The following is a 12,255-nucleotide window of genomic DNA, read 5'->3' as shown; positions in this document are numbered from 1 at the left end:
ATGAGTGCTTCGGCAATGTCACGGGTCGAGATCGACGGCCGGTCCACCACGGTGGACCGGCTGCACGCCGTCGCCGTGGGCGGCTACGGCCATTTCACCGCGATGCAGGTGCGCGGCGGCCGGGTGCGCGGCCTCGCCGACCACCTCGATCGGCTCGACGCGGCCAACCGGGAGTTGTTCGGCAGCGCCCTGGACGGGGAGCTGATCCGGCGGTACATCCGGCACGCGCTGGCCGACGACGTTCTCGACGCGTCGGTGCGGGTCCATGTATTCGCCGCGGACGAGGCCGGGGCGGTCGCGGTCCTGGTCACCCTGCGACCGCCCGGCGACATGCCGCCCACGCCACAGGCGTTGCGGTCCGTCCCGTATCTGCGTTCCGTCGCGCACATCAAGCGCGTCGGGGACTTCGGACAGGCGCACTACCGCCGACTGGTCGCCCGCGAGGGCTTCGACGAGGCGCTTCTCACCGGCCCGGACGGACTCGTCGCGGAGGGCGCGATCACCAACATCGTCTTCTTCGACGGCACTTCGCTGCTCTGGCCGAACGCGCCCGTCCTGGAAGGCATCACCATGCGTCTGCTCGAACGGGCGCTCTCCGCAGGGCCCTTGCCCTCCCGACGCGGCCCGGTCCACCTGTCCGACGTGGGCTCGTTCCGGGCCGCGTTCGTGACGAACTCGCGCGGGATCGCGCCGGTCCGGTCGATCGACGACGTACCGATCCCGATCGACACCGCGTTGACGGCGACGCTCGGCCGAGTGTACGAGTCGGTCGCGTGGGACCCGATCTGACACGCATCGTGTGCGGTGGCCGTCGCCGCGGTCCGGGCGTGGTCGGCCACCCGGTACGCCCGGTGCGCCCGGGCAAAACGAAAGGCAAGGAGCGTACCCACTCCTTGCCACTCTCAACTTATAGCGCACCGGGGGGCTTGCGGCAAGACCCCCGGCGAGCCGCAGAATGATCGACCTCAGCTCGACAACCTGCGGAAATGAGCGTTTTGATGATCGACGTGATCGTGGTGGGCGGCGGACCGACCGGCTTGATGCTGGCCGGCGAGTTGCGGCTGGCCGGAGTCCGGGTGGTCGTGCTGGAGAAGTTGACCGAGCCGACCGAAGAATCCCGCGGGCAGGGCCTGCACACGCGCAGCGTCGAGATGATGGACCAGCGCGGCCTGCTGGACCGGTTCCTCGCGGTGAGCGAGAAGTTCCAGGCCGGTGGTCTCTTCGGCGGCATCATGAAGCCGTGGCCGGAGCGGTTGGACACCGCGCACCCGTACGGCCTCGCCACGCCGCAGCCGCTGACCGAGCGCCTGCTCGACGAACGGGCCCGCGAACTCGGTGCCGAGATCCGACGCGGCTGCGAAGTGGTCGGGCTGAGCCAGGACGACGACGGGGTGAGCGTCGAGTTGGCGGACGGTACGCACCTGCGCTCGCGCTACCTCGTCGGGTGCGACGGCGCCCGCAGTGCGGTGCGCAAGGGGATCGGCGTCGGCTTCCCCGGCGAGCCCGCCCGGGTCGAGACGATGCTGGGCGTCATGGAGGTGACCGAGGATCCGGCGACGATCACCGCCGTCGTCGCCGAAGTCCGCAAGACCCAACTGCGGTTCGGCCTACTGCCCCTCCAGGACGAGAACAAGGGGCTGTACCGCATCGTCGTTCCCGCCGACGGTGTGGCCGAGGACCGTGCGACCCCGCCGACCCTCGAGGAGTTCAAGCGGCAGTTGCGGGCCGTGGCGGGCACCGATTTCGGCGCGCACTCGCCGCGCTGGTTGTCCCGGTTCGGCGACGCCACCCGGCAGGCCGAGCGCTACCGGGTCGGCCGGGTGCTGCTGGCCGGCGACGCGGCGCACATCCACCCGCCGACGGGTGGGCAGGGGCTCAATCTCGGCGTGCAGGACGCGTTCAACCTGGGCTGGAAGTTGGGCGCAGCGGTCAACGGTTGGGCACCGGAAGGGTTGCTGGACAGCTATCACGCCGAACGCCACCCGGTGGGCGCGGCCGTGTTGGAGAACACCCGGGCGCAGATCACCCTGTTGGGGACCGACCCGGGAGCGACCGCGCTGCGGCAGCTGTTCTCGAAGCTGATGGACTTCGAGGAGGTGAACCGGTACATCACCGAGATCATCTCCGCGGTCGGGATCCGCTACGACTTCGGCGAGGACCAGGGCCATGAACTGCTCGGTCGCCGGATGCGGGACGTGCCGCTGAAGGAGGGGCGTCTGTACGAGCGGATGCACGGCGGCCGCGGCCTGCTGCTCGACCGGACCGGCCGGCTTTCGGTGACGGGTTGGGCGGACCGCGTCGACCACGTCGCCGATCCCGGCGAGGAACCGGACGCACCCGCGGTGCTGTTGCGGCCGGACGGCCACGTGGTGTGGGTGGGTGAGGACCGGTCGGAACTGGAAAACCGGCTGTCCGCGTGGTTCGGCGCCGCGACCGGCTGAACAGGCGGGTGGCCGGACGGCCGGTGAGGCGACTCGCAGGCGAGGCCCGCACACCTCCTCCTCGGCAAGCCGCACACACCTCTGCATCCGCCTACCGCCATCCGCACCCGGTGCCCGTGTCACCGACCTGGATTACGGGACGGTGGCACAGGCACCGAAGTGCGAACGGTCACATGCCTTTTCGATTACCCGAAACGGCGATCATTCCCCCCGGCCCCGGAGCCGGGTAGGTCAGGGTCGGTGCTCGGGCCGAAGCCGCGGGTGTCGGCCGGGGTGCGGTCGAGGAGGGGGAGCAGCCGGTCCCAATGACGTTGCATTGCGGAGGGGTTGAAGGCATCGGTGTCGGACATGGTGAAGCCGTGGACGGTGTCGGGGTAGATCTCGGAGGTGTAGTCGACCCCCGCGGCGTCCAGGGCCTGGTTGAGCTCGCCGAGGGCCTCGGGCGTCATGTCGCCTTCGGCGTGGCCGAGGTGGACCCGGGCGGTGAGCTTGGCGAAGAGGTCGGGCCCGTCGACACCCACGGGGCCGTGGAACGCGGCGACGGCGGCCACCCGGCCGGGGTGGGCCGCAGCGGTGCGCATCGCCAGGAGACCGCCTATGCAGTAGCCGGTCACCGCAACCGGTCCGGCGCCTACCTCGGGCCGGGTGGTGAGGAACCCGAGGTAGGCGTCGGCGTCGCTCAGGACACGCTCGGCGGTGTGCGCCTCGATCAAGGGCATCAGCCGGCCGAAGACCGCGGACCGCACCTCTTCTCCGATGTACTCGGGCAGTTCGATCACCGGTGCCGGGCCGTGCCGGTAGAAGAGGTTGGGGACGAGCACGTAGTACCCGTGCTCGGCCAGTTCGTGTGCCAGCTCCCGCAGCACGGGCCGGATGCCGAAGCCGTCCGCGTACATCAGCACCCCTGGGTACCGCTCGCCACCGTCGGGGAAGGCGGCGAACGCGTCGGCCCGGCCGTCCGCGGTGGGAATGTGCAACGTCTTGGTGGGCATGAGTTCTCCTGTCGTGGTTGACGTGTCGAGCTGTGATCAACGATCGACACGACAGGAGGCGGAGCCCGCGCGGCAGCGGCGGACCTTCGATCCGACAACGGGCCGGCACCGGCCCGTACGGCGCTCAGCGGAGCGCCGGGTCACCAATCCGTGTGTGGCGCAATGCCGTCCCGGTAGTCATCGCCGCCCAACGTAGCCCATCGAACCCGATCGATGCCGGCCCTCCCCGGTCCACTGCGCTGTCGCCGCCCGGAAGGCGCGTGGACACGCGATGCGTTCCCACCGGTTCCGCCTGTCCCGATTGCGCGAGGGTGCGCGCATGCGCATGCACGCGTAGGACAATCTCCTCGCCCGGAGCTCACCGATACCCATCGAGCGAAAGGGCATCCGCGCACCCGCACACCCGCATCGGTGCTCCACCGCAGGTCGAAGCGCCACTCCCCCGACACGTCACTGCGACACACGTATCGTCTGGCATGCCTGGTCCCGGTACGCCGCTCACGGAGAGACGAAAACTCATGCGCTCCACACGTACACGATTGACCATGGTGGCGGTGGCCCCGCTGCTGCTGTTCGCCGTCGCTTGTTCCGACGACTCCGGCAGCTCCGGCAACAACGCGGACGGCACGACCGGTTCGCCGACGAACGGTGCCACGACCGGATCCTCGACCAGTGCGTCCGGATCCCCGCAGACATCCGGGTCGGGTGCCCCCGCGCCGTCCGGCAGCGGCACGTCCCGACCGTCGGATGGCAAGGGGTCGGCAGCCAAGACGCTCAGCGCGGCGCAGCTCAAGGCCGCATTCGTGGTCGCCGCCGATCTCCCGTCGACCGGCTGGCGGGTGACGACGCCGGAAACCGAGGATCCGGACGCGTCGACGGTCGACAAGCCGGCCTGCCAACCCGTCATGGACCTGATGGGCGGAGGCGGCGTGACCGGTCCCTCCGTCGCACACATCAGCGGCGAGCTGACCCCGCCGGGCGCGGCGGAGTCGCAGTACGCGTTCTCCCTCGCCTCGTATCAACCGGGCGTGGCCGAGAAGCTGTTGAAGGACGCGAAGGCGGCTCTCCCCTCGTGCGGCACCTTCCGCTATAGCACGCTGACCTACCACGTGACGCCGCTGCCGACCCCGAACTTCGGCGACGAAAGCCTCGCCTTCAAGGTCTCTTCCGACATCGGCCTCAGCGCCGCCATGACCACGACGCGCGCCGGCTCCGTCATCGTGCAGGGTGCCTCGCAGAACGCCGAAAAGGAGGTCCCACCGGCCGTCTTCAAGGCACAAACCGACAAGGTCACGGCGGCGCAGCGCGGTTGAACCCCACTCCTGACGAGGAGGGCTGCCTGCACCTTTCCGGATGGATAAGGTTCAGTGCTCGCAGAGGGAGAATTCTCGTTCGTACACCTGCTCGTTGTGTTCGTCGACGAAGAACTTGCGTTCCCGCATGAGTTGTTCGCGGTGGTTCCTGGCCTGTTCAAGCGTCATGGTCGAGGTGTCGGACCATGGTTGTTGCGGTGGCACATCGGATGTCGAGACGATCGTTTCCGACGGGTCGACCAGGAAGAACGCGAGAATTTTGCGATGCCCCGGGCGGGTGGGGTCCATGAGGCGGAACGGGCCCACGCGGTGTTGCAGGATGTTCGGGAACGCCAGGCAGCGACCCGCCGGGGTCGATGTCGATCCCAGCATCTGATTCAGTGCGTCTTCGTCCTCCAGCCCGTAGACCTCACGCAGGCCGTCGTCGTCGTTCTGTTCGTAGTTCGGGTCGTCGAGTGCCGCCCGGAAACCCAGGCTGCTTTCGGTGATGTTCTCGCTGTCCCAGTAGTAGATGCCGGTCGAGACGATCCGCTCGTTCATCATCCCCTCGACATGCCAGGAACCGCCCGGGTACTCGGGCTTGTCCGGGGTGAGATGAATGGTGGCGAGCTTGACGATGACCTGGAGACGGCGGCCGCGCAGGTCGACTCGGGCGGATTCGTCGGGCAACTCGGGCGGGGTGAACGCCGGGGCGTCCGGGACGACCGGACGACGGTTTTCCCACCAGTCTTCATGGGCCGCTTCCCATGCCCGGTGGGCTTCTGTGTAGGCCCCATCGTCACTGTAGGAGGCTCTGTACGGATACTCCGGCTCGGAGTCGTACCACCCGTAGGGATCGGCCTCGATCCGCAGGGGCCGCGGATGGCGCAGATCGGTGAGCACGTTCTCCAGCAGCGGGCGCATGCGCGCGAACAAGTCCGGCAGGACGGAGGCCAGTTCGCGATGGGCCTCGGGGTGGACGTTGTTGACGTACGAGCGGAAGACGACATCGCCGTCGTCACTGACGTCGACGTCCGTGGGTAGCCACTGGAATTTCTCCGAGACCTCGTACTTCGACCAGCGGTCCGTCGGGTTCCGCCAAGCCCGCTCGGGTCCGCCGCTCACCTCTCTCACCAGGCAGAACAGTGAGGGATGGACCAGATCCAGGACCTGGTTGTCGGATCCGGGATGCCAGTCCTGTTCCGCTTCGGGGACCTGTTCGAGAACCCGAACCGCCTCGCGCAGCCGGGATCGGAGCTTGTCGTCGATCAGTGTGTCCGACTGCCACACCCCGTCGACGGCGGACACCTCGACGCCGGTTCGTTCCTCCCGCAGCGCGGCGTAGTGCGCGAGTTCGGCAAGCACGTAACGAACTTGCGCCTCGGTGAGGCCCTGGGCGAGCGCCTCCTGCGTCCACCTACCGACGATGTCGGCGTCGTTCATCTTGTCGAACCACCCCGGCTTCGCCCGAATGTGTGCGCTGCACTGCATCATCTGAAGTTCCCGCAGCGTTCGCAGTGGCGCGAACGATATGGAACGGGAAGCTCGAAAGGGCAGCGGGAAAGCAGACAGGCCGGTCAACTCGCTTGGTCCTCCCAGTCGGTGTGCGGTGGCCGGAAGGCTACTTCAACAGACCGACACCGCAGCCGTGACCCCTGTCATCGCCGGCGGTCCGGGAGTCGGGGCTTCATAAAACACTCGCCGTCGACCGACGACAGCGGCGACACCGCAACCATCGCGGTGACCGCCGAGGGGCCGTGGCCCGTGGGCGCCACGGCCCCGTCGCACGCCGACGCCAATGCCTGTTCGGCACGGCCCGGCGCAACGTGACGCGCCCTCGGGCCGCGGCACGATCCGACATCCGCAGCCGATCCGCCCTCACCCGCCGGCCGAGCCTCCCGAACCGGATGAATCGTCACCGCGCACGATGAATCCGCCTGATCTAGCGTGGAAATATGAAGACACACGCCACGCATTACACAGTTGTCAAGGGCGACACACTCTCCGCGATAGCCGCAAGGTTCGGGACCACCGTCGAACGACTCGTCGAGTGGAACCACATCGCCGATCGAGATCGCATCCCGATCGGGCTGGACCTGCTCGTCGCCGAACCGAATCCGAGCGAGAGCTACGTACCGTTCCCCGGTGCGGGCTTTTTCACGAGTACGCAGGACCACCGGATCATCATGTCGATGGGGATCCGCCTGGTCCAAGAGGACTGCTCGGCCTGGCTTCCTCCGGAGGGACCGACGTCGCTGTGGACGAAGACCGCCCGGGAGTCCTACGCGATGTGGCAGCGCAAGCTCGGCTACCGGGGTTCGGACGCGGACGGCATTCCGGGCCTGGCGTCCTGGACGAAACTCAAGGTGCCCTACTTCAACAACGAAGGCGACTGAAGAAACCCGGGTCGCCGCCATGTCCGCCCTGCCCGGCGCAGGGCCTGTCACGGCTGTGCGATCCTCGGGCCGTCGCCGCTCGAGGGACGGGAAGGGCTTCCCCGCAAGCCTCGCCGATCGCAATGCCGACGTTACCCGAGACCGGTTCGCCGGCCCGGGGTCGTTGGTAGTCTCGCCCCGGACCTGAACGATGTACCTGCGGGGGAGCGTTGTGAGCGATCAGCCGAAATGGGCCTGGTGGGTCGTGGGGATCGTGATCCCCGTCGTGGGGATCGTGGTCTCGATCCAGCTCGCCACGAACTCGGATTCCGACGACGAGTCGCCGTCGACGAACACCGCTGCCTCGGCGCCCGCCTCCACCGGTGGCCGGAACCCGGCACCCGCGTCCGACCCCACGGCCTCGTCGGCTGCGAGCGGACCCGCGAAGGTGCTGGCCGGGCCGGTACGCATCACGCTGACCGACGCCGCCGACTACATCGACCTGGACAGCCCTTCGCCGACTCCCCAACCGTCGGGAAAGGGCACCGACGCGACGGTGGGGTTCAACCTCCCGGACCTGTCGCTCGGCCCGCCCCGCTCGGGCAACGTCGTAGCGATCGCGCCGCCCCAAGGCCCCGACCCGACCCGGGACGATTGCAACCAGGCCATCACCAAGCGCGGCACCTACACGAGCGGCCCCCTGGCCCAGGGCATGCGCGTATGCCTCCAGACCGACGAGGGCCACACCGCCTACCTGCGCGTCACCAGCGTGCCCACCCGCAAGGCGATCACGTTCGAAACCACCGTCTGGGAGTGACCGCAAGCCCGGCGCGACCACCCCGACGGGCCGACTCGTCGCGTTCGGGGTGGATCAAGCGCCGTGAACGCGGCGTGCGCACGGCGTTGGGGGCAGGAGGACAGCAGGTGACCGGCCACAACCCCCCTGCGGACGGCGAAGTCCGGGACCCCTTCGGGACTTTGCGCCGGGCGTTGTGGATCGGCGGCGGCCAGTGGGCCGGGAAATCGACCGTGGCCCGACTCCTGGCCGTCCGGCACTGCGTCACCGTCTATCACTACGACCACCACGACGCGCGCGCTCACAACGATCGCCGAATCGCCCGTCGCGTCCGCCGCGGCGAGCCTCCCGCCGAGACCGACCCGGACAAGGTGTGGGTCCATCCCACCCCGGAGGAGATGGCCACCGAAACCCTGGCCGGCTTCCCGGACCGGTTCGAGTGGGCCCTGGACGACCTGCGCGCACTCGTCTCGGGCCACCCGATCATCGCCGAGGGCTGGGGGCTCCGTCCCGAACTCGTCGCGCCGCTCGTCGACTCACCGCGCCGGATGGTCGTGATGGTGCCCACGCCGGAGTTCCGCCGACACCAGCTCCGCGAACTTCCCCGAGCCGCCTCGCTCGGGCACCGCGTCAGCGATCCGGTCCGAGCCCAGGCCAACCGCCTCGCCCGGGATCGCCTCGTCGCCGAGGACGCCGTCCGCACCGCCCACCGGCTCGGCATCCGCGTGATCGAAGTCGACGGATCCCGCGATGCCGCCGCGATCGCGGACATCGTCGCCGACCACTTCGGCCCCTACCTCCCGCGTCACCGGCACGAGGTTTGATCACGACACGACGCGAAGTCGCGCATCGCGTACGTACCTCTGCATGGTTCGCCATACCCGTCACGTTGGTCCGCCCCGGGTGCCCGGTGCGTCGGCACCCGGGTCACCTGCCGCGTCGCTCGCGTCGTCGGCACGCGACGTCGCCTTCGGACACCGGCTCACCCGCGACACGGCCGGGACGTACGCCCGTGCGTGGTGGGCCGGTTCATGATCGATGTCGTCTTGTCGATGCGATCGATTGTGAAATCTGACGCATCGTCATATCGTCACGCCGGTCGAACGGAATGATCGACTCCGGTGGAGACACCGGGTGTGCTCGAACGCGCACGCATACGTGCACTGGACGCACGGATCGACGGATCGCACGGAGTTCAGGGGTGAGACACGTGAGCCAGGAGCTGCCCGAACCGGCCGCGCAGGCCGGCGGGATCCGAGCCGTGGGGATCGAACGCCGGTTCGGTCGCGGCGCGAGCCGGGTGCACGCACTCGGCCCCCTCGATCTGGACGTCGGCGCGGGAGAGTTCTGCTGCATCGTCGGCCCGTCCGGGTGTGGCAAGTCCACGTTCCTGCGGATCGTGGCCGGCCTGGTCAAGCCGACGGCCGGCCGGGTCGAGGTGACGGCGACGACCCCGCACCCGGCCGCGATGGTGTTCCAGAACTACGGCATCAGCCCGTGGAAGACGGTACTGGCCAACGTCCGGTTCGGCCTGGACCTGCGCCGGGTGCCGCGCAAGGAGGCGGACGCACGAGCGCGCGACTGGTTGGGTCGACTCGGCCTCGCCGACTTCGCCGACCGCTATCCCGCGGCCCTGTCCGGCGGGATGCAGCAGCGCGTATCGATCGCCCGCGCGCTCGCGGTCGAGCCGGAGATCCTGCTCATGGACGAACCGTTCGCGGCCCTGGACGCGCAGTTGCGAACGATCCTGCAGGACGAGCTCCTGGAGATCTGCCAGGCGGACCGGCGCACCGTCCTGTTCGTGACGCACAGCCTGGAGGAGGCGCTGGTCCTGGGCGACCGCGTGCTGGTGATGTCCGCCCGCCCGGGACGACTGATCGCCGAGCGGGTACCGCCGTTCGCCCGCCCGCGCACCGGAGAGGTGCGCAGGTCACCGGAGTTCGCCGCGATGCAGGCCGAACTGTGGGAACTGCTGCGCGGCGAGGTCGAGCAGGCGTCCACGCAGGAGCAGGAAACGGATCGGGCGCGGGAAACGGGCCCGGAGCAGGACCCGGAGCAGGGCGACAGACGGAAGAAGGACAAGGAGGAGGTCGCGTCGTGACGGTCACCGTGAAGGACAACGCGCCGATCCGGGTGCTGGTCCGTGAGCCGGGCGCCGCCGAGCGCGACCCCGGCCGGGCGCGGACGCGACGCCGACTCGTGGAGATCGGCCTGGCCGTGGCCGTTCCCGTGCTGCTCCTGTTGTGGTGGCAACTCGCGGCGAACCAGGGGTGGGTCGACGACCGGCTCTACCCCGCACCCTCGACCATTGTCGCGGACGGCTGGACCGATGCCGCCGACGGCAAGCTGTGGCCGGACGTGTGGGCGACCCTGGCCCGGGTCCTGCCCGGCTACGCGATCGGCGCGTTCGGTGGGTTCGTCGTCGGCCTCCTGATGGGCACCAACGCGCTGATCCGGGCCGCGCTCGAACCCACCCTGGACGCCCTGTACGTGGTGCCCAAGCTCGCGCTCCTGCCGATCTTCATGACCATGTTCGGCCTCGGCGAGGCGCCGCACATCGCGCTCGTCGCGGTGACGGTGTTCTTCTTCGTCTGGATCGCCACGATGGCCGCGGTCATCGCCGTGCCCGACGGCTACCGCGAGGCCGGGGCGGTCTTCGGCGCCGGTCCCTGGCAGATGTTCCGGCACGTGCTGCTGCCCGCGTCGCTGCCGCAGGTCATGGTGGGCCTGCGGATCTCCGCGGGCGTCGCGGTCCTGGTCATCATCGCCTCCGAGGGGATCGCCTCGCCCGACAACAAGGGCCTGGGCTACGTGATCTTCAACTCGCGCCAACTCTTCGACAACCGCGCGATGTTCGTCGGGATCATCGTGGTCGCGATCGTCGGGGTGCTCTTCTCCGAGCTGATCCGCTACGTGGGTCGAGTGTGCACCCCGTGGGCACCGCGCGACCGCGGTCCCGGGCAGTCCTGACGCGACGTCACCACCTTGGCCGGGCCGCCTCGTGCGCGACCGGGCCCGATCACACCTCGGCGCACCGACTCCGAAAGGCACATCATGGCGAGACGCGGATTCCTGACGGCCACCGCATTGTTGGCGTGCACCACGCTGCTCGCCGGGTGCGGCGGCTCCGCCGACTCCGGTTCGGGCCGGGACAAGACCCCGCAGCCCAGGCGTGCGATCGAGGCGGTCGCGGGATGTGAGCACGCGTGGACCGATCCGGCCGACCTGGCCCCGACCCGCAAGCCCGCGCGTTGCGCGGCGGGTTCGCCCGCCGCGAAGCCGCTCGCGCAGAGGGTGAAGATCACCGTGACGGCGGGATCGTTGTCGGCCGAGTATCTCGGACCGCTGCGCACCGCGATCGCCAAGGGCGAGTTCGCGAAGGAGGGCCTGGACGTCGAGCTCAAGCAGATGCCGGCCACCGATGCGATCACCCTGCTGGCCAAGGGCCAGGTGGACGTGCTGTACTCGGCGCCCGAGGCCGGCATGGTCAACGCGGTCAAGCAGGGCTTCGACATCAAGTGGGTCGCGGGCAACTACTCGGTTGCTCCCGAGTCCAAGACCGGGGTCTGGGCCCGGGTCAAGAACGGCCGGACCGGGGACGCGGTCGACCTCAAGAACGCGCGCTTCGGCACGCTGGTGGGCAAGACGTCGGTGATCATGTACCCGATCGAGAGCGTGCTCGCCCAGCACAAGACCAAGCCCACCGAGGTCTCCTTCCAGCAGTTGGACGGCGCGGGTGTGCCCGAGGCGTTCAAGAACGGTGGCATCGACGCCGCCTGGCTGCTCGACCCGATCTGGAAGGACTTCGAGGGCAAGCCCGAGTACACCTTCCTGGGCGGCCAACCGGTCGGCGAGCCGCTCGGCGGAATGCTCTACGGGGAAAACCTCCTGGCCAAGAACCGGGACGCCGGCGTCGCGTTCCTGCGCGCGCTGATCCGCACCGTGAACACGTACTTCGCGGGCGACTACAAGCAGGACCCGGCCTTCGTCCAGGAGTTGGCGACGACGCTGGGCAGCAAGCCCGAACTGCTCAAGTCCGTGCCCGCGCAGGTGGTCGACTGGGAGATCCGCGGCGGCACGACCGACCGGGTGCAGAAGATGTACATCGAGGGCAAGGTGGTCGAGGCGCCCGCGCTGCCGGAGGACAAACTCGTCGATCGGTCCTTCTACGCGGAAGCCGTGGGCCACACCGGCCCCTGAGCGCGGCGCCCCTCACGCGGGCGACACCGGACCGGACGCGGGGGGGGGGGGGGCCCCCCCCCCCCCCCCGCCGCCCCCCCCCCCCCCCGCGCCCGGCGCGGAGCGGGGCGCGCGCGGCGCCCCCCCGCCCGCCCCGCGCCCCCCCGACCCCGCCCGCCC

The 12,255-nt window shown here is 69.4% G+C and carries 11 protein-coding genes; 9 read left to right on the top strand and 2 right to left on the bottom strand.

All coding sequences use genetic code 11. The annotated features are described in order from the left end of the window. On the top strand, nucleotides 1-789 hold the full coding sequence (locus ACFZBU_RS44655) for an aminotransferase class IV family protein (RefSeq protein ID WP_391589557.1): 789 nt from the start codon (nucleotides 1-3) through the stop codon (nucleotides 787-789). A gap of 209 nt (nucleotides 790-998) precedes the next feature. Further along, nucleotides 999-2,441 (top strand): rifampin monooxygenase, encoded by a 1,443-nt coding sequence (gene rox / locus ACFZBU_RS44650; RefSeq protein ID WP_391589618.1) that lies wholly within the window; start codon nucleotides 999-1,001, stop codon nucleotides 2,439-2,441. Between the two features lie 185 nt (nucleotides 2,442-2,626). Here the strand turns inward: rox and ACFZBU_RS44645 are convergent, their stop codons facing one another. Then, complete coding sequence (locus ACFZBU_RS44645; protein ID WP_391589556.1) at nucleotides 2,627-3,433, bottom strand: dienelactone hydrolase family protein; 807 nt, start codon at nucleotides 3,431-3,433, stop codon at nucleotides 2,627-2,629. 518 nt (nucleotides 3,434-3,951) lie between these two features. On the opposite strand from ACFZBU_RS44645, the gene ACFZBU_RS44640 reads away from it, so the two are divergent. Beyond that, complete coding sequence (locus tag ACFZBU_RS44640; protein WP_391589555.1) at nucleotides 3,952-4,746, top strand: hypothetical protein; 795 nt, start codon at nucleotides 3,952-3,954, stop codon at nucleotides 4,744-4,746. A 51-nt stretch (nucleotides 4,747-4,797) separates the two neighbouring features. On the opposite strand, the gene ACFZBU_RS44635 is transcribed toward ACFZBU_RS44640, so the two are convergent. Then, nucleotides 4,798-6,306 (bottom strand): DUF4246 domain-containing protein, encoded by a 1,509-nt coding sequence (locus ACFZBU_RS44635; RefSeq protein ID WP_391589554.1) that lies wholly within the window; start codon nucleotides 6,304-6,306, stop codon nucleotides 4,798-4,800. A gap of 374 nt (nucleotides 6,307-6,680) precedes the next feature. On the opposite strand from ACFZBU_RS44635, the gene ACFZBU_RS44630 reads away from it, so the two are divergent. The 6 genes from ACFZBU_RS44630 to ACFZBU_RS44605 all read left to right on the top strand — a co-directional run bounded on the left by ACFZBU_RS44630 (nucleotide 6,681) and on the right by ACFZBU_RS44605 (nucleotide 12,096). Beyond that, entirely contained in the window at nucleotides 6,681-7,121 is a 441-nt protein-coding gene (locus ACFZBU_RS44630) for a peptidoglycan-binding protein (RefSeq protein ID WP_391589553.1), read from the top strand. 211 nt (nucleotides 7,122-7,332) lie between these two features. Continuing rightward, nucleotides 7,333-7,917 (top strand): hypothetical protein, encoded by a 585-nt coding sequence (locus tag ACFZBU_RS44625; protein WP_391589552.1) that lies wholly within the window; start codon nucleotides 7,333-7,335, stop codon nucleotides 7,915-7,917. A gap of 107 nt (nucleotides 7,918-8,024) precedes the next feature. After that, nucleotides 8,025-8,720, top strand: a complete 696-nt coding sequence (locus tag ACFZBU_RS44620) for a hypothetical protein (RefSeq protein WP_391589551.1) — start codon at nucleotides 8,025-8,027, stop codon at nucleotides 8,718-8,720. A gap of 428 nt (nucleotides 8,721-9,148) precedes the next feature. Further along, nucleotides 9,149-9,997: an ABC transporter ATP-binding protein gene (locus ACFZBU_RS44615; RefSeq protein ID WP_391589617.1), complete on the top strand. Its 849-nt coding sequence runs from the start codon at nucleotides 9,149-9,151 to the stop codon at nucleotides 9,995-9,997. Then, nucleotides 9,994-10,866, top strand: coding sequence for an ABC transporter permease (locus ACFZBU_RS44610; protein WP_391589550.1), 873 nt, complete (start codon nucleotides 9,994-9,996; stop codon nucleotides 10,864-10,866). Before ACFZBU_RS44615 ends, ACFZBU_RS44610 begins: the two co-directional genes overlap by 4 nt. An 84-nt stretch (nucleotides 10,867-10,950) precedes the next feature. Then, nucleotides 10,951-12,096 carry an ABC transporter substrate-binding protein gene (locus ACFZBU_RS44605; protein WP_391589549.1) on the top strand — a complete coding sequence of 382 codons (1,146 nt, stop codon included), beginning with the start codon at nucleotides 10,951-10,953 and terminating at the stop codon, nucleotides 12,094-12,096. Nucleotides 12,097-12,255: the final 159 nt, after the last annotated feature.

The organism is Embleya sp. NPDC008237, from assembly GCF_042956465.1.
Classification (GTDB): Bacteria; Actinomycetota; Actinomycetes; order Streptomycetales; family Streptomycetaceae; genus Embleya.
The sequence above is the reverse complement of the archived record's forward strand: the minus strand, read 5'-3'. Positions and strand labels throughout refer to the sequence as shown.